The 16,709-nt window shown below is 54.8% G+C and carries 15 protein-coding genes; 10 read left to right on the plus strand and 5 right to left on the minus strand.

Annotated features, from left to right (window positions below; genetic code table 11):
• Positions 1–145 precede the first annotated feature (145 nt).
• Complete coding sequence (locus tag ACTCIA_RS09640; RefSeq protein WP_463001600.1) at positions 146–1,096, minus strand: exopolyphosphatase; 951 nt, start codon at positions 1,094–1,096, stop codon at positions 146–148.
• A 320-nt stretch (positions 1,097–1,416) separates the two neighbouring features.
• Between ACTCIA_RS09640 and ACTCIA_RS09645 the strand changes: the two genes are divergently transcribed.
• Positions 1,417–2,586 carry a protein GlmU gene (locus tag ACTCIA_RS09645; RefSeq protein WP_463001601.1) on the plus strand — a complete coding sequence of 390 codons (1,170 nt, stop codon included), beginning with the start codon at positions 1,417–1,419 and terminating at the stop codon, positions 2,584–2,586.
• 176 nt (positions 2,587–2,762) lie between these two features.
• Positions 2,763–4,124 (plus strand): phosphoglucosamine mutase, encoded by a 1,362-nt coding sequence (gene glmM, locus ACTCIA_RS09650; protein ID WP_463001602.1) that lies wholly within the window; start codon positions 2,763–2,765, stop codon positions 4,122–4,124.
• 76 nt (positions 4,125–4,200) lie between these two features.
• Here the strand turns inward: glmM and ACTCIA_RS09655 are convergent, their stop codons facing one another.
• Positions 4,201–4,908 (minus strand): Bax inhibitor-1/YccA family protein, encoded by a 708-nt coding sequence (locus ACTCIA_RS09655; RefSeq protein WP_463001603.1) that lies wholly within the window; start codon positions 4,906–4,908, stop codon positions 4,201–4,203.
• Between the two features lie 162 nt (positions 4,909–5,070).
• Here ACTCIA_RS09655 and ACTCIA_RS09660 point away from each other — a divergent pair, with 162 nt between their 5' ends.
• From ACTCIA_RS09660 to fusA, 7 genes are all read left to right on the plus strand, one after another.
• On the plus strand, positions 5,071–5,343 hold the full coding sequence (locus ACTCIA_RS09660) for a hypothetical protein (RefSeq protein ID WP_463001604.1): 273 nt from the start codon (positions 5,071–5,073) through the stop codon (positions 5,341–5,343).
• Between the two features lie 309 nt (positions 5,344–5,652).
• Positions 5,653–7,026 (plus strand): exodeoxyribonuclease VII large subunit, encoded by a 1,374-nt coding sequence (xseA, locus tag ACTCIA_RS09665; RefSeq protein WP_463001605.1) that lies wholly within the window; start codon positions 5,653–5,655, stop codon positions 7,024–7,026.
• Complete coding sequence (gene xseB / locus ACTCIA_RS09670) at positions 7,007–7,267, plus strand: exodeoxyribonuclease VII small subunit (protein ID WP_463001606.1); 261 nt, start codon at positions 7,007–7,009, stop codon at positions 7,265–7,267. Before xseA ends, xseB begins: the two co-directional genes overlap by 20 nt.
• Positions 7,260–8,180, plus strand: coding sequence for a polyprenyl synthetase family protein (locus ACTCIA_RS09675; RefSeq protein WP_463001607.1), 921 nt, complete (start codon positions 7,260–7,262; stop codon positions 8,178–8,180). Before xseB ends, ACTCIA_RS09675 begins: the two co-directional genes overlap by 8 nt.
• A 62-nt stretch (positions 8,181–8,242) precedes the next feature.
• The gene (dxs, locus tag ACTCIA_RS09680; protein WP_463001608.1) at positions 8,243–10,129 is read left to right on the plus strand and encodes a 1-deoxy-D-xylulose-5-phosphate synthase; all 1,887 of its coding nucleotides are present in this window, start codon (positions 8,243–8,245) and stop codon (positions 10,127–10,129) included.
• Between the two features lies 1 nt (position 10,130).
• Positions 10,131–10,889 (plus strand): TlyA family RNA methyltransferase, encoded by a 759-nt coding sequence (locus ACTCIA_RS09685; RefSeq protein WP_463001609.1) that lies wholly within the window; start codon positions 10,131–10,133, stop codon positions 10,887–10,889.
• A gap of 115 nt (positions 10,890–11,004) precedes the next feature.
• Entirely contained in the window at positions 11,005–13,074 is a 2,070-nt protein-coding gene (fusA, locus tag ACTCIA_RS09690) for an elongation factor G (RefSeq protein ID WP_463001610.1), read from the plus strand.
• 66 nt (positions 13,075–13,140) lie between these two features.
• Here fusA and ACTCIA_RS09695 read toward each other — a convergent pair whose 3' ends face one another.
• The 3 genes from ACTCIA_RS09695 to ACTCIA_RS09705 form a co-directional block, all read right to left on the minus strand.
• A complete protein-coding gene (locus ACTCIA_RS09695) occupies positions 13,141–14,139 on the minus strand; it encodes a thioredoxin family protein (protein WP_463001611.1) in 999 nt (332 codons plus the stop codon).
• Positions 14,140–14,342: 203 nt separating this feature from the next.
• Positions 14,343–14,714 carry a hypothetical protein gene (locus ACTCIA_RS09700; RefSeq protein WP_463001612.1) on the minus strand — a complete coding sequence of 124 codons (372 nt, stop codon included), beginning with the start codon at positions 14,712–14,714 and terminating at the stop codon, positions 14,343–14,345.
• On the minus strand, positions 14,711–15,505 hold the full coding sequence (locus tag ACTCIA_RS09705) for a ParA family protein (RefSeq protein ID WP_463001613.1): 795 nt from the start codon (positions 15,503–15,505) through the stop codon (positions 14,711–14,713). The genes ACTCIA_RS09700 and ACTCIA_RS09705 overlap by 4 nt, the downstream gene beginning before the upstream one ends.
• 102 nt (positions 15,506–15,607) lie before the next feature.
• Between ACTCIA_RS09705 and ACTCIA_RS09710 the strand changes: the two genes are divergently transcribed.
• Entirely contained in the window at positions 15,608–16,708 is a 1,101-nt protein-coding gene (locus ACTCIA_RS09710; RefSeq protein WP_463001614.1) for a M24 family metallopeptidase, read from the plus strand.
• Position 16,709: the final 1 nt, after the last annotated feature.

The raw sequence follows: 16,709 nt of genomic DNA on the forward strand, positions 1-16,709 counted from the left end.
ACGCGCAATTTCTCAGAATTTCACGTACGGCTAAGTACGCTGCATTCTTCGAAATTGCGCAAGCCTTGATCTTGAACTTTTTACGGCACCATCTGAAAAAGGTTAATACGCCTTTTCCAACCGGATCCCGGCTTTTTCAGGTCATTCAGGAACCCGGGACATCATTTTCCGGATCGCTCAGGGCCTGGAGCAGCTGCGCCAGAACCGCTTGGGCGTCTTCGGCCGGCACGTGGCAGGCCCCGGCAGCCCGGTGTCCGCCGCCGCCGTATTTGAGCATCAGTTCCCCGATGTTGACCGCAGAAGTATTGTTGATAATGGACTTGCCCACGGAAAAAGTGGTTTTGCCGGTATCCGGTTCCTGCTTGAGTTGAACGGAAATATTGCAGTTCGGATAAAGCGCATACACCACAAACCGGTTGCCCGGATATCCGCTTTGCCGTCCGCGGCAATCGATTAACACAATGTTGTGATGCACCTCGGCAATGGAAACCAGTTGCTGCTTGTATTTTTCCGCATACTGGAAATACATTTCCGCACGTTGGCTGACATCCGGAAGAGCCAGAACCTGATCAATGGGAAGTTCAGCGATCCAGTCAATGAGGCGGCGCTTAAATTCCTGCTCGCTGATGGCAAACCGGCACCAGTCCTCGATGCCGGTTCGCTTGTCCACCAAAAAGTTCAGCAGCGCCCATCCCGTGGGGTGCAGGATTTCCCTTTGGGAAAACTGACCCGAATCCGCCTTGTCCACTGCCTCCATGATTTCATCGAAATGCCGGGGAAACCGGCTCCGGCCACCGTAATATTCATAGATAACCCGGGCGGCCGATGGCGCGTTTGCGTCAATCACCAGATTATTCTGCTCACGGTTGCGAAGGGTTTCAGATACATGATGGTCAAAAGCCATAAACACACCGGGAACAAAGGGCAGGTTGGCGATGATGTCGTTTTCAGTCACCACAACCCCGCCTTCCTGCATGACGCTGGGATGATCAATGAGTTGGATTTCATCCACCATTTTCAGGTGGTTGAGCAAAACGGCACAAATGAGGCCGTCAAGATCGCTTCGGGTTAAAAGTCGATAAGGTTTTTGATTCATTTTTTATGATATGCCGATTAAAGTGTTAAGTTTTAAGTGATTAAGTGTTAAGTAAAATCAAGAACTTATTCTTTTATTGTTTGGCGATTATAGCAGTTTCAACTTCTTTCAACTTCTGCGGGGTCGCCTGAAAATCGTTTTTTTGAGAAATCTGCTATTTATCATAAAAAGGTTGCGGCTTCAAGCACAGTTTACTTTAACAACTTGAAATCAGGCTTATTTTGCCAAAATCCATGGACAATCCGCCAAACAACTGGTACAAAAAAATACATTTAACTGCCGGCCCTGGCAAAACCGTGACTTTAAATGGACAGGTGACAATGATCCAGGCCCTGATTGATCGCGGCGTGGTGATTCCACAGCCGCAAACCGTTGAAATTGCGCCAGAGGTGGATATTCACCGGATATCTCCGGGCGCGGTCATCCATCCGGGCAGCCGCATCCGCGGGGGCAACACCCTTATCTGCACGGGTGCACAAATCGGCCGACAAGCTCCGGCCACGATTGAAAACTGCTTTATTGGACCTCAAGTATCACTTGAAGGTGGATACTTCAGCAGCTCGGTTTTCCTTGAAAAATCATCCATTGGACCATCCGCTCACATCCGGGCCGGCACCATCCTGGAGGAACATGCCAGTGCCGCCCATAGCGCCGGGTTAAAACAGACCATCCTGTTTCCCTTTGTTACCCTGGGCAGCCTGGTCAACTTTTGTGACTGTTTCATGTCCGGGGGCACCGGACCGAAAAATCACTCCGAGGTGGGAAGCGCCTACATTCACTTTAATTTCACCCCCAGGCAGGACAAGGCCACGGCCTCGCTGATCGGGGATGTGCCAAACGGGGTCATGCTCAACCAGCCGCCAATATTTCTGGGCGGGCAGGGCGGTCTTGTGGGCCCCTGCAGGCTGGCTTTCGGCACGGTGATTGCCGCCGGCACCATCTGCCGCAAAAGCGAAACCCGGCCGGGCCGGCTGATTTTCGGCGGGCCGGCCCGATCCGGAAACGTGCCTTACACCGGTGCATCCGGTGTGGGCGGCCTCCGGGGGATTGTTTCCAACAATCTTTATTACCTGGCCAATCTCAGGGCCCTGGAACAGTGGTACAGCCATGTACGAAGCCTTTTTATATCCGGCCGGATGCCCCGGGCCCTGTACCAGGGCCTGGTCGACACACTGCAGGACTGTATCAAAGAGCGCATCAAGCGCCTGGGGGATTTTGCCCAAAAAGTGGCACCCGATCACCTGGGTCCATGTTGGGACCGCCTGGAAAGCCGGCTTCAGGCCCCGGCAGAACAAATGGATGTGCCTGAAAAAAGAGATGATTTTGTTCGTTTGACCCGGGAGCGGATGGATTCGGCAGACAATCCCGACTACATCCGGGTGATCCAGGGCCTTGACAAAGCCTCAGCCGCAGCCGGCACAGAATGGCTGCAGGCTTTGACAGACGCCTGCATGGAATCCTGGCAGTCTGTTTTACCGGATGACCCATAAAACTAAAAAGTCTGATTTCGGATGGCGCCGTAAAAGTTCAAGATCAAGGCTTGGGCAATTTCGAAGAATGCAGCGTACTTAAACGTACGTGAAATTCTGAGAAATTGCGTGTAACGCAGATATTGGACTTTACGGCGCTATCAAAACTTAACACTGCCTGTAGAACGGATTATGACATGGGAAGGTTTTTCGGCACCGACGGCGTTCGCGGGGTGGCCAACCAGCATCCGATCACCCCGGAAATTGCATTGAACCTGGGAAGGGCTGCTGCGGCGGTTTTAAAACATAACCACAGCAGCACAATTGTGATTGGAAAAGACGGCCGGAAATCCGGCGACATGATCGAAGCCGCCCTTGCCGCAGGCATCTGTTCGGCCGGGGCCGATGTCCTGCTTGCAGGCATGCTTCCCACCCCGGCAATCGCCTTTTTGGTCCGGTATGTCCGGGCTGATGCGGGCATCATGGTTTCGGCATCCCACAACCCTTACGAGGACAACGGGATCAAACTGTTTGATGCAGAGGGCTTTAAACTGGATTCCACCACTGAAGAACAAATTGAAGCCCGCATACTCAATACATCTCCGGAAATCCATCTGGCCGCGGCACCCGAAGCCATCGGCCGCGTCTATCCCATGCCGGACGCAGCAGACCAATATGCCGGTTTTTTAAAGAAAAGCACGGGCAGAAACGATCTTTTAAAAGGCATGAAAATCGTTCTGGACTGCGCCAACGGGGCCACTTCGGAAATCGCCCCCCAGGTGTTTGCAGAACTTGGCGCGGAGCTCACTGTTTTATTTGATTCACCCAACGGCATCAATATCAATGACAGATGCGGCTCCCAGCATATTGAAACCCTGCAGCAGGCGGTTTTGGAAAACCGGGCGGATCTGGGCTGCGCCTTTGACGGAGACGGAGACCGGCTCATTGCCGTGGATGAGACCGGGGCGGCGGTCACTGGTGATCAGATCCTGGCCATCTGCGCACGGCACTTGAAACAGGCTGGCCGCCTGAAAAACAACCTGGCTGTCAGCACGGTCATGAGCAACCTGGGCCTTCGCCTGGCGTTAAAGGAAATGGGCATCGAGCACCGGATCACGGATGTGGGTGACCGCTACGTGCTTGATGAAATGCGCAAAAGCGGTGCAATCATCGGCGGTGAGGACTCAGGTCACATGATTTTCCTCGACGCCCACACTTCCGGCGACGGCATACTGACCGCCCTTCACCTGATTGAAGCCATGGATGCATTCGACAGCCGGCTTTCCGGGCTTTGCCGGATCATGCGGCGCTATCCCCAGGTGCTCAAAAATGTTCGGATCAGCGAAAAAACCGATATCTACCAAATTCCTGCCATTGCCGGGGAAATCGAAAAGGTGAAAAACCACCTGGGCGAGCAGGGAAGGGTGCTGGTACGTTATTCCGGAACCCAGCCCCTGTGCCGGATCATGGTGGAAGGCCCGGATGAAGAAGAAACCGATCAGTTGTGTCAGGAGATCGTGGATGTGATTGCCGCTGAATTAAACGGCTCCCTGGAATAAATCCGGAGATAAAAAAGGGGAGAAACCGGTGTTTTCCGGCTTCTCCCCCATGATGTGGGCTGCTTGTTTTTGAGGTTTATTCCCTGCCGCCGAATATGTGGAGCAGCATTATAAACAGGTTGATAAAATCCAGATACAGGGAAAGGGCGCCCATGATGGCGCCTTTTCTCACCACCCCGGCCTCGATGTCTGCGGGCTGGGTCATGGCCATGTTTTTGAGCTTCTGGGTGTCATAGGCGGTCAAACCCACAAACACCAGCACGCCGATATAGCTGATGATCATCTGCATGGCCGCACTCTGCATAAAAATATTGACCACAGAGGCGATAATGATGCCGATCAGACCCATGAACAAAAAATTGCCCCAGGAGGTCAGATCCCGCTTTGTGGTCATACCGTAGATGCTGCAGGCCACAAACGTGGCCGCGCAGATGAAAAACACCTGGGCAATGGAGGTTCCCGTGTATACCAGGAATATAAAGGACAGGGTCAGGCCGTTTACCGCGGCATAGAGCAGAAACAGGCCCGTGGCTGTGGAGGCCTCCATTTTCTGAATCCTTGCGCTCAGGTAAAAAACCATGCCCAGCTCTGCAATGATCAGGCCGAAAAACACCATGCGGTTTCCAAATATAAGCTGCTGCATGGTGGGATTATGGGCGGTGAAATAGGCCACTACGCCGGTTAGCGCCAGGCCGAAGGCCATCCAGTTGTAAACGCTTCGGATAAAGCTGTTGACCATGACCTGGGTGCGTTCGGTTTGCCTGGTTGTTGCCGTGTTTGTCATGTAAATGCGCCTCCTGTTGTATGGAAGTGTTTAAGTCTCAAGTAATTCAGTTTTAAGGAAATCATGCCCGATTGCAGGGTTTTCCGACAATCAGCTGAAGATATAATAACACATTGCCGGCTGTTTTCAAGCCGGATCGGTACCCGGGAAACGATTTTTGAAATGAAACAAACCCAGATCTACCAGCACCTTGTGGAAACCGCGGGAAAACTCGACATCCGGGTGACGGAACAAAACCTGCGGGCCACCGGGGTGAATGCAAAAAGCGGCCTGTGCCGGATCAGGGGCGAATCGGTTTTTATCATGGACAAGCGCCTTTCTGTAAACGCAAAAATCACGCTGCTGGCAGAGTGTCTGCGGCAGATGCCCCTGGAGGAAATTTATATCATGCCTGCGGTGCGAAAGATCCTGGACCGGAAACCGAACCAGAAATAAAATCCCGTTAAAACCGGAAAGGCAAAAGCGCAAAATAGATTAAAAGCCGATTGCATGTATGAAAGGGCACATGATTCCAGGGTGAAATCCATCTAAACGCCCAGGCTTTCCTGGCCTAAAGAAAAGTTTACATAATATATCTTATCAGACGTTATAAAAATATCAAAAATCGGGCAAGTCTGTTAAGGTCCTTCAAAAACGATTTTTATCAACGCGTTTTGGCCGGATTTGGGATTGATTGATTGATTCAACTGTGCTAGCTTGGCAGGATTCAAACAACCGGAAAAATAACCTTAAAAACGCATACCCATGACCCCGACGGATTCCAATATAAGCGCAATGCGAAACGTTTATACGGTCAGCGCACTGACCGCGCAGATCAGAAACCTTCTGGAAAAAAACTATCCGTTTGTGTGGATTTCCGGTGAAATCTCCAATCTGCGCGTGCCGGCATCCGGCCACTGCTATTTCACTCTAAAGGACAAGGACGCCCAGATCCAGGCCGTGATGTTTAAGGGCCAGGCCAGAAACCTGAAATTTGACCTTGAAGACGGCATGCAGGTCACGGGTTTCGGCCGCATCAGTGTATATGCGCCAAGAGGCAGCTACCAGATCATCCTGGAATACATCGAGCCCTCGGGTGCCGGAGCCCTGCAGGCGGCATTTGAGCAGCTCAAGCAGAAACTGTCGGCTGAAGGCCTGTTTGATGAAAAATACAAAAAGCCTGTCCCGTTTCTGCCTGCTGCCGTGGCCGTGATCAGCTCGGCCACCGGCTCGGTGGTCCATGACATTATCCGTATCATGTCCCGCCGATTTGCCAACATCCCCATCCGGGTGATTGCCGCGGCCGTCCAGGGCGATACCGCAGAAGCGGAAATCGTTTCCGCCATTGAAATGGCAAACCGCCACAAGGCCGCAGACGTGATTATTTTGGCCCGCGGCGGCGGCTCGCTTGAGGACCTGGCGGCATTTAATTCAGAGGCCGTGGCCCGGGCGATTTTTGCATCGGAAATTCCGGTTATCTCTGCTGTTGGCCATGAAACCGATTACACCATTGCCGATTTTACAGCGGATCTGCGCGCGCCCACCCCGTCTGCGGCAGCCGAACTGGCCGTGCCGGTCAAACAGGATGTGAGCTACACCCTCCAGGTGCTCACCCGCCGGCTGCAGGGCGCAATAACCAGGCAGGTGCGGGATTTGCGGCAAAACACGCAGAAACTCACCCGCCGCCTGGTCCATCCCAGACAGCGCATGGATGACCTGCGCATCCGCATGGATGAAACCCATTCCCGGTTGATTCAGGCCATGAAACGGATTTTTGAAAACCGGCGCGAACGGCTGTGCTGGCGCCATGACCGGCTCATGGCCGTGCCCCTGGCCGACCGCGTGTCTGCCCTGGCCGACCGGCGCCAAAACCTGGACCGGCGCCTGAAATCCGCAGGCAAAACCCTCGTCCAGGAAAAGCGCGCACGGCTGGAATCGGCCTGTGGCCGCATGCACGCGCTCAGCCCTTTGGCAGTGCTGGATCGGGGCTACAGCATCACCCGGGTCCTGCCGGAAAAAACCGTGCTCACGGATGCCGCAGCCGTGGTTCCGGGACAAAACATTGAAGTCATACTTGCAAAAGGCATATTAACATGCCGGATTGAAAGGAAAAACGATAATGGCAAAAAAGACGTTTGAAGAATCCATGGCCCAGCTTGAAAAGATCGTTGAAGAGCTGGAAGCCGGCAATTTGCCATTGGACAAGGCATTGAAAAAATTTGAAGAAGGCATTGGCCTGTCCCGGGCCTGTTTTGAAAAACTTGATGAAACTGAAAAAAAGATCGTTCAGTTGATGGAAAAACAGGACGGCACCGCAGCACAAGCCCCTTTTGCCGAAAACACCGCCCCATCGGACAAAAATGCCGGCAGCAATGAATAATCTCAAAAATCAGGCCCGGTCATTTGACCTGACCGGGTATTTGAACAAGCACCAGGACCGCATCAACAGGCACCTGGCCGCCCTGCTCTCCTGCGGCCCGGAGCCCACCCGGCTATGTGCGGCCATGTGCCATTGCCTCATGGCACCGGGAAAACGCCTGCGGCCGGTGCTGTGCATGGCTGCCGCCGAAGCCGCGGGGGGCTCGGCAGATAAAGCTGTGCTTCAGGCCGGCTGCGCCATTGAAATGATCCACACCTATTCCCTGATCCATGACGATCTGCCGGCCATGGATGATGACCAACTGCGCAGAGGCCGGCCCACCTGTCATGTGGCCTTTGACGAGGCCACGGCCATTTTGGCCGGAGACGCCCTTCTGACCCTGGCCTTTGAAACCCTGGCCGGGTGCGCAAAGCTTGACACGGAAAATGCAGCCGGGATTCTGGAATCCATTGATGTGATCTCAAAAGCGGCCGGATACTGCGGCATGATCGAAGGGCAGATGCAGGACATGGCCGGCGAAGGCCAGGGCCTGGGCCTGGGGGATCTCAAGCAGATGCATGAGTTGAAAACCGGGGCCCTGATTCGTGCATCGGTTGAAACCGGCGGTTTGCTGGCTGGCGCAGATGAGGCCGGAAAACAGGCCCTGAACACCTATGCCGGCCATATCGGTCTGGCCTTTCAGGTCACAGACGATATTTTAAACGTTAGGGGCGATCCCGGCCGCATGGGCAAGGCTTCCGGAACCGATACCGCCCGGGCCAAATCCACCTACCCTTCCCTCATGGGCATTGATGCGGCCCGGGACTATGCAGGCGACCTGATATCCAAAGCCTTGCAGGCAATTGAGATTTTTGGTAACAAGGCAACACCTTTGGCCGCCCTGGCCGCCTATATTGTTGAAAGGGACAAATAAACAGCCGTGCCGCTGATTTGGCATCCTAACCATATAATTGTTACTTTGGAGAATCGATTTCATTGGGCTTACTTGAAACCATCAACTCCCCGGCGGACTTAAAAAACCTGCCCCGCTCCCGGCTGCCCGATCTGGCCCGGGAAATCCGGGAGCGCATCGTCGAGGTGGTCTCCAAAACCGGGGGGCATCTTGCATCCAATCTCGGCGTGGTGGAACTCACCATTGCCATTCACTATGTGTTTGACATCCCCACGGACAAGCTGGTCTGGGACGTGGGCCATCAGTCCTATACCCACAAGCTGCTCACCGGCCGGGCCGACCGGTTTTCCACCCTCAGGCAGTTCGGCGGGCTGTCCGGATTTCCCAAGATAACCGAAAGCCCGTGTGATGCGTTTTCCACCGGCCATTCCAGCACTTCGATTTCCGCGGGCCTTGGCATATCCTGTGCCAAGCGCCTCAAAAACGACAACTCCCGGGTGATTGCCGTCATCGGTGATGGTTCCATGACCGCGGGCCTGGCCTATGAGGCATTAAACCAAGCCGGGGCCATTCACAAGGAACTCATTGTAATCTTAAATGACAATGAAATGTCGATCTCACCCAACGTGGGGGCCCTGTCATCACTTCTGAGCCGAACATTTTCCGGCAAATTCATCCAGGACAAACGAAAGGAATTCGGCGAACTGCTGCGCTCTTTGCCAAAAATCGGCAGTGACGCCTATTCTCTGGCCAAGCGGGCAGAAGAGTCCATCAAAGCCTTTGTCACACCGGGCATGCTTTTTGAAGCCTTTAATTTCGAATACTTTGGCCCCATTAAGGGCCATCGCATCGACCAGTTGATCGATATCCTGGAAAACATCAAAAACCTTGACGAGCCGGTTTTGCTCCACGTGGCCACCACCAAGGGCCGCGGCTACGCCCCGGCCGAATTTAATCCGGTTTATTTCCACGGCGTGGGCTGCTTTGATGCTGAAACCGGGGACCGGGTCAACTGCAGCGACCTGCCCGCATACACCGATGTTTTCGGCCAGACCATGGTGCGCCTGGCTGAAAAGGACAAAAACATCATTGCCGTGACTGCGGCAATGCCCGAAGGCACGGGCCTTGGGCCATTTTCTGAAAAATTCCCGGACCGGTTCTATGACGTGGGCATTGCCGAAGCCCACGGGGTCACCTTTGCCGCAGGCATGGCCACAGAAGGCTACAAGCCCGTGGTGGCCATTTACTCCACTTTTCTCCAGCGGGCCTATGACCAGATTATCCACGATGTCTGCCTGGAATCCCTGCCCGTGGTGTTTGCCGTGGACCGGGGCGGCATTGTGGGCGAAGACGGACCCACCCATCACGGCCTGTTTGACTTAAGCTACCTGCGGGCCATTGCCAACATGGTTGTCATGGCCCCCATGGATGAGCATGAACTGCAGCGCATGCTGTTAACCGCTGTCAACCACCCGGGACCGGTGGCTGTACGTTATCCCAGGGGCAAGGTCACGGGCGAAAACACGGAAAAAGCCGAAAAAAATGACCAACCCCTTGCCATCGGCAGGGCGGAAGTGCTTTGCAGCGGTGATGACATTTTGATCCTGGCCATCGGCCACTCTGTCACAGATGCCGTAAAAGCCCGGCAGATGCTTGCCGACAAGGGTATTTTTGCCACCGTGGTCAATGCCCGGTTTGTCAAGCCCTTAGACACAGAACTTATCGGTGATTTGATTCAAAAAATTCCCCGGGTAATCACGGTTGAGGAAAACATGCTTGACGGCGGATTTGGCAGCGCGGTGCTCGAAGCCATGGCAGACACCGGGATCACGGGCTTTCGCATCACCCGAATCGGTATCAAAGACACCTTTGTGACACACGGCCCCAAGCCTGTTTTGCGCAAGCATTACGAGGTGGACGCAGATGCGGTGTTCAGGGCCGCAGAGGCCATGTGCCGGGATTTTGCCTGACATGAAAAGCCCTGGATCCGGAAAAAAGCGGCTGGATCTGCTGGTTGTGGAACGCGGGCTTGCAGGCAGCCGTCAGCGGGCCCAATCCCTGATCATGGCCGGCCATATCCTGGTCAATGATCATCCCGCGGACAAGCCCGGCAGCCTGGTGGCGGAAAATTCAGAAATCGTCAGCCGGGCTTCTGACCTGGCTTATGTCAGCCGGGGGGGATTGAAACTGGAACATGCCCTGGCGGCTTTTGAAATCAATGTCACGGGATTTTCCTGCCTGGATGCGGGCGCATCCACGGGCGGATTCACGGATTGCCTCTTGCAGCACGGCGCGGCCCGGGTGTATGCCGTGGATGTAGGCTACGGCCAGCTGGCCTGGCAGCTTCGACAGGATCCGCGGGTGACGGTGATGGAGCGGTTTAATATCCGGCATGCCACGGAAAACGATCTGCCGGCCGGTCTGGATCTGGCGGTGATTGATGTTTCATTTATCTCTTTAAAAATCGTGGTCCCGGCAGTACAGCCCTTTATCCGGTCCGGCGGGACAATTTTGCCCCTGATCAAGCCCCAGTTCGAGGTGGGCAAGGGCGAGGTGGGAAAAGGCGGCGTGGTCCGGGACCCGGCCCTGCACAATCGCATTATTGAAGAACTTTCTGATTTTTTTAAACAATGCGGCTTGATTTCCGGCGCGGTCACCCCCTCCCCCATTTTCGGACCCAGGGGTAATCGGGAGTTTGTCCAGCACCTGCAGGTGCCGGCCCCGGGGTGAATAAAGGCGCCTTTTAAGGTTGATTTTTTCCGGTCAAACCGATAAATACAATGAGATACAGCACGATTGCGTTTCGCATGTAAATCCAGCAGAATAGAGAGGAGTTAGGAGTCTTATGACAGAACATCTGAGAAACATCGCCTTGATCGGACACGGTGGATCCGGTAAGACGTCTCTGGCCGAAGCCCTCCTGCACAACGCCGGTGCGAGCAAGCGGTTTGGCAGCGTGGATGCGGGCAATGCCGTCATGGATTTCGAGGCTGAGGAACTCAAGCGCCGCAGCAGCATTTCCACGGCCTTTCATCCCTTTTCCTGGAAACAGCGAAAGATCAACCTGATTGATACGCCGGGCGATCAGAATTTTTTCTCTGATACCCGGCTTTGCATGCAGGCCGCTGACAGTGCCGTTGTGGTCATTGACGCGGTGGACGGCATCAAGGTGCAGTCCGAACAGGCATGGGAATACGCAGATGAGTTTGATCTGCCCCGGGTGATTTTCATCAACAAGGTGGACCGGGAGCGGGCGGATTTTTCCAAGGCTTTCAATGACGCGGTTGAGATTTTCTCTCCCAAGCCCATTATATTGCAGCTGCCCATCGGCCAGGAAGCTGACTTCAAAGGCGTGGTGGATCTCATCAACATGAAGGCGTGGGTTTACGAAAACGGCAAGGCAAAGGCTACAGACATTCCCGCAGACATGCAGGAAACCGCCGAGGCTGAGCGCGAAGCTTTGATTGAAAACATCGCCGAGGCAGACGACGAACTGGTGGAAAAATACCTGGAAGGCGAAACCCTTTCAGACGAAGAAATGCTGGCCGCCCTGCGCAAGGGGACCCTGGAAAAAGTCTTTGTTCCGGTGATGTGCGGATCCGCCACCTTAAATATCGGCGTGGACCTGCTGGCCGGGCTCATGGCAGACGCCCTGCCCTGCCCGGCGGACCGCGGGCCGAAAACCGGATATGTTCCGGGCACGGAAACCGAGGAAACCCGGGAACCATCTCCGGACGCGCCGTTTTCCGCACTGGTGTTTAAAACCGTGGCCGACCCGTATGCGGGCCGACTCAACATCTTCAGGGTTTTTTCCGGAAAACTCGGGGGCGACGGTACATTTTTCAACGCCACCAAGGACAACAAGGAACGCTACAACCAGCTTCTCCAGATCCAGGGAAAAGAGCAGAAACCCCTGGAGGGCGCAGGGCCCGGAGATATCGTGGCCGTGGCCAAGCTAAAGGAAACCGTTACCGGAAACACCCTGTGCGCCCCGGACAAACCCATTGAATACAAGCCCGCCGAACCCCTGCGCGGCGTGGTGTCCTTTGCCATCTCCCCCAAATCCAAGGGTGATGAGGACAAGATTTACTCCTCGCTGACCAAGCTCATCGAGGAAGACCCGGGCCTGCGCCTGGAGCGAAACGATGAAACCCGCCAAACCCTGCTCACCGGCCAGGGCCAGGTGCACATCGAAACCACGGTGGAAAAGCTCCGGCGGAAGTACAACGTCGAGGTCAACCTCAATATTCCCAAGGTGCCCTACAAGGAAACCTTCCGCAAAAAGGTCCGGGTCCAGGGCAAGCACAAGAAACAGTCCGGCGGCCACGGCCAGTACGGCGACTGCTGGGTGGAATTCGAACCCCTGGAACGGGGCGCGGGCTACCAGTTCGTGGACAAGATCGTCGGCGGCGTGATTCCCAAGACCTATATTCCGGCAGTGGACAAGGGCATTGCCGAGGCCTCGCAAAAAGGCGTTCTGGCCGGATTTCCCTGCATTGATTTCCAGGCAAAGGTTGATGACGGCTCATATCATTCCGTGGACTCTTCGGAAATGGCCTTTAAGATCGCCGGGTCCCTGGCTTTCAAAAAGGCCATGGAGCAGGCCGATCCCGTGCTGCTCGAGCCCATCATGGAAATGGAGGTGATCACGCCTGAAGAATTCATGGGTGATATCATGGGCGATTTAAACTCCAGGCGCGGCCGGGTGCTGGGCATGGAGAGCCGCGGCAAAAACCAAGTGGTGCGCGCACTGGTGCCCCAGGCCGAAGTGCTCACCTATGCCCCGGATCTTCGCTCCATGACCGGCGGCCGCGGGATGTTTTCCATGCAGTTTTCCCATTACGACGAGGTCCCGGCCCAGATTTCCCAAAAGGTCATCGAGGAATTGCGCAGCCAGCAGGAACAGGAAAAGTAGAAAAGCGGTTTAAAACAGCAGGAAAAAGGCCGGTTCGGCAAATCCAATGCCGGACCGGTCTGTTTTTTACCCCAAATCCCCAAGCACTTCTTCTGCAATTTCTCTGACCGCCTGGGGGTAATCACCGTTGATCACTGATTCCAGCCGTCCGGCAAACTCGGAATCATTTAACACTCCGAAAAGATGAATCATATCCCCTTTTACCGCATCATCAAGTCCGGCAAAGCGGTTCCACATGGCTTCCAGGGCCTGGCGGGCCAGATCCGGCGCGGTTTCGGCCAGGTATTCAAAGGCCACCATGGCCCCAAGGCGGGTGGGCCATTTGGGATGGGCCAGCAGATCCAGAAAACCCGGAATCACGCTGCCGGCCCCGGCCATCAGGGCGGCCAGGCCTTCGGCATCCCCGTCTGAGATGATTTTTTTCACTGTATCCGCACTGAGATCGGCTGGATTGCGCTTCTCGAAAATATCGAGCAACTCGGCCACGGCCACTACACCCGTCCACCTGAACTGGTCATCTAAAATGGCTGTGGGAACGGATTTCACATTGTCCCGGGCCGCGGATTCGGAAAAAACAGCCGCGTCAATCACATGCAAATCCACCCGGTCCGGCGCCCAGGCGGCCATGTAGAGCCATCTTCCAAGTGCCCCCGGACAATGGGGGCATACCGGGGAAACATAGATCCGCACCACCCCGGGCATTTGGATCCGGTTTTGGATATCCGCCGCAGAAACCCCGGCCTCGGCTTCTTCCATGGGCACCATGCCGGCCGCGCACATTAAAAACAGCTCCAGCAGTTTTCCCTCGGGAACGGCTGAAAACCGAATATTGGGATAAATAAAAATTGCGGGCCGCTCATCTTCCTCGCTTGTTTCATTTTTGACGTCAAGCGAGGGCAGATGCCCCCGGAGCAGATCACAGAACTGCTCCATTCGCTTTGTTACCGGATCATTGGGGTCTCCGAGCACAACAATGCGGGTTGGCTTGTAAATCTTGTACTTGTAGTTTTCAACCACTGTCATGTCCGGCCGGGAGATCACCGGTTGTGTCTGCTGGTTTTCCATGGGCATTATGCCTTAAATGTTTTTATTGATTGATGGCACCGCAAAAAGTCTGATTTCAGATGGTGCCGTATCTGATTATAGATGGTGCCGTAAAAAGTTTCAAGATCAAGGCTTGCGCAATTTCGAAGAATGCAGCGTACTTATCCGTACGTGAAATTCTGAGAAATCGCGCGTAACGCAGATATTGGACTTTTACGGCACCATCATTGATTGATTTCCGAGAGCATCCGTGCAATATCCGATGCCAGCTGCCGGCTGTCATCGCCTGAAACAGAGTCCTGCCCGTCCTCGGGCGGCTCGGAGAGATTTTTCTGGCTGGCCCGGATGTCCACGTATTCACCCTCCCGGTCGACCATCACGGTCATGCCCACCCTGAGGCTGAAATCGAGCTTGTAGACCACTTCATTGTTTTCAACCGCAATATCTCCGCCGTGAAACAGCAGATCCTCTCCTGGCGACAGATCGTATTTTTCCCGGATCAGGGCTTTTACCGCGGATTTGTCCAGATTTTTGACCAGCATTTTCAGCATCTGCTTTTCACAGGCCTGGATGATTTCCTTGCGGGCAAGTTTCATGTGATCTGATCCTTTTTTTCTTCCATGCGGATTTCTTCGATATCCGTCCAAAGACCGGCCAGTTCCAGAAAAGCCACGGCCCCGGGGGAGATGATATCATGGCAGACCACGGGCTTTCCAAAGACCATGGCCTCGTGCAGTCGTTCATCTTCGGCAATGCACACAGGCAGACAGAGCCGGGCAATGGCCTCAAACACCTCCGGGCCCAGCACGGCCTCGGCTTCTGCGGCATCATCGCACCCGTTGATCAAAATCCGGACACTTGATGGGCCGGCTGAAACCTTTTGCCGAAACGCGGCCACCTGCTCAAGAAAATTTTTGTATGTTTCAAGCAGACCGGAAATGTTTCCGGCCGCCTCCAGATCCAGGCGAACCGGCAGGATCAGCACGTCTGCCCCACAGACCGCCGCCTCCATGAGAGCCCCGGATTTTTCCGGCGCATTGATAACCATCACATCCAGGTCCTGTCCGGAAATTTCCGAAAAAACGCTCCGGTCCGGCTCTATAGCCGCCCAGCCCGGCCCCGGACCGGCTGCCAGCACGCGGAAATGTTCAATGCAGGTGGGCACCATAAAATTCACAGCATCCCCGGCATCCGCAATCACCCGGTCCAGTCCCGGCGCATCTGCCGGCGGGTCAATGACCGCGGCTTCAATGCAGCGGTTTCGTGCATCGCATTCCACCAGCAGGGTGTTTTGATCCAGGGCCGCAAACGCCGCTGCCAGATTCACTGAAACGGTTGTTTTTCCGGCGTCGGCCGCGGGTGCGGCAATGCAGAATATCTTTGTCATAAACCCTTTCATATCACAAACAATCCTGTTTTCAAGGCCCTTGTGCACCCTACGCGGTGTTATTGGCTTTATCAATGCCGCAGGTTGTGTTATTTTATTTTCATGCAATCCCATATCCGGCACCGGATCCATAACATCCGGCAAACATTTGAAAAAGCCAATATCGACACCCTGCTTGTCTCCATTGCCGAAAACCGCATGTATTTAAGCGGCTTTACCGGCCAGGACACCGGGTTTGACGAATCCGCCGGGGTTTTGCTCATCTCCGGTGACCACCTGGTGCTGGCAACGGATTCCAGATACGAAATCCAGGCCCAACAGGAAGCCCAAGACTTTGAAGTGATCTGCTACAAAAAGGGCCTTGCAAAGGAACTGCCCGGCATTCTTGAAAAACTGGGCACATCACGTCTGGGATTTGAGCGCCGCCGCATGAGCGTCAGCCAGTATGACATGATTCGCGAGCAGCTCACATCAGTGGAACTGGTACCGGCGGACAACCTTTGTGAAAACTTGCGCGAGTGCAAGGAGGAAGCCGAAATCAAGGCCATCCGAAACTCCCTGCACCTGGCGGAATCCGCATTTTCCGACTTCCTGGAAAACCTGGAATCCGGCATGAGCGAAGCCCGCGCCGCCTGGGAGATCGAGCGCCGCATGCGGGAAGCCGGCGCCCGATCCGTGTCATTTCCGGTGATTGCCGCATTTTCAGCCAATGCCGCCCTGCCCCATGCCATCCCGTCTGAGCGGCTCATGGAAAACAGCCAGCCCCTTTTGTTTGACTGGGGCGCGGTTTTAAACGGCTATTGCAGCGATATTTCCCGGACCATTGTCCTGGGAAGAGCAGATGACACGTTTAAGAAAGTATTTACCGCAGTCTACGACGCCCAGCAAAAAGCTGTGGAAGCCATCCGGCCCGGGGTCTGGACAAAAGATATTGATGCCGCAGCCAGAAATCACCTGCAGGAAAAAGGCCTGGACGAATATTTCGGCCACGGCCTGGGCCACGGCGTTGGCCTGGCCATCCATGAGGCCCCGTCGCTGAGCCCGGTGACGGAAAGAAACGTTGAACTAAAGGAAAACATGGTCTTTACAATTGAGCCCGGGGTGTATCTGCCCGACTGGGGCGGGGTGCGCCTGGAAAACATGGTGGTTGTGCGCGCCAACGGCGCAGAAGTATTAAACAGCCTGGACGTGAAACTTTTCTGAC

This window comes from Desulfosalsimonas sp., from assembly GCF_055149105.1.

Excerpts from the sequence above, each read along its gene's own strand:
- ACTCIA_RS09640 (WP_463001600.1), bottom strand. The coding sequence starts at position 1,096 with ATGAATCAAAAACCTTATCGACTTTTAACCCGAAGCGATCTTGACGGC.
- ACTCIA_RS09645 (WP_463001601.1), top strand. The coding sequence starts at position 1,417 with ATGATCCAGGCCCTGATTGATCGCGGCGTGGTGATTCCACAGCCGCAA.
- glmM (WP_463001602.1), top strand. The coding sequence starts at position 2,763 with ATGGGAAGGTTTTTCGGCACCGACGGCGTTCGCGGGGTGGCCAACCAG.
- ACTCIA_RS09655 (WP_463001603.1), bottom strand. The coding sequence starts at position 4,908 with ATGACAAACACGGCAACAACCAGGCAAACCGAACGCACCCAGGTCATG.
- ACTCIA_RS09660 (WP_463001604.1), top strand. The coding sequence starts at position 5,071 with ATGAAACAAACCCAGATCTACCAGCACCTTGTGGAAACCGCGGGAAAA.
- xseA (WP_463001605.1), top strand. The coding sequence starts at position 5,653 with ATGACCCCGACGGATTCCAATATAAGCGCAATGCGAAACGTTTATACG.
- xseB (WP_463001606.1), top strand. The coding sequence starts at position 7,007 with ATGGCAAAAAAGACGTTTGAAGAATCCATGGCCCAGCTTGAAAAGATC.
- ACTCIA_RS09675 (WP_463001607.1), top strand. The coding sequence starts at position 7,260 with ATGAATAATCTCAAAAATCAGGCCCGGTCATTTGACCTGACCGGGTAT.
- ACTCIA_RS09685 (WP_463001609.1), top strand. The coding sequence starts at position 10,131 with ATGAAAAGCCCTGGATCCGGAAAAAAGCGGCTGGATCTGCTGGTTGTG.
- fusA (WP_463001610.1), top strand. The coding sequence starts at position 11,005 with ATGACAGAACATCTGAGAAACATCGCCTTGATCGGACACGGTGGATCC.
- ACTCIA_RS09695 (WP_463001611.1), bottom strand. The coding sequence starts at position 14,139 with ATGGAAAACCAGCAGACACAACCGGTGATCTCCCGGCCGGACATGACA.
- ACTCIA_RS09700 (WP_463001612.1), bottom strand. The coding sequence starts at position 14,714 with ATGAAACTTGCCCGCAAGGAAATCATCCAGGCCTGTGAAAAGCAGATG.
- ACTCIA_RS09705 (WP_463001613.1), bottom strand. The coding sequence starts at position 15,505 with ATGACAAAGATATTCTGCATTGCCGCACCCGCGGCCGACGCCGGAAAA.
- ACTCIA_RS09710 (WP_463001614.1), top strand. The coding sequence starts at position 15,608 with ATGCAATCCCATATCCGGCACCGGATCCATAACATCCGGCAAACATTT.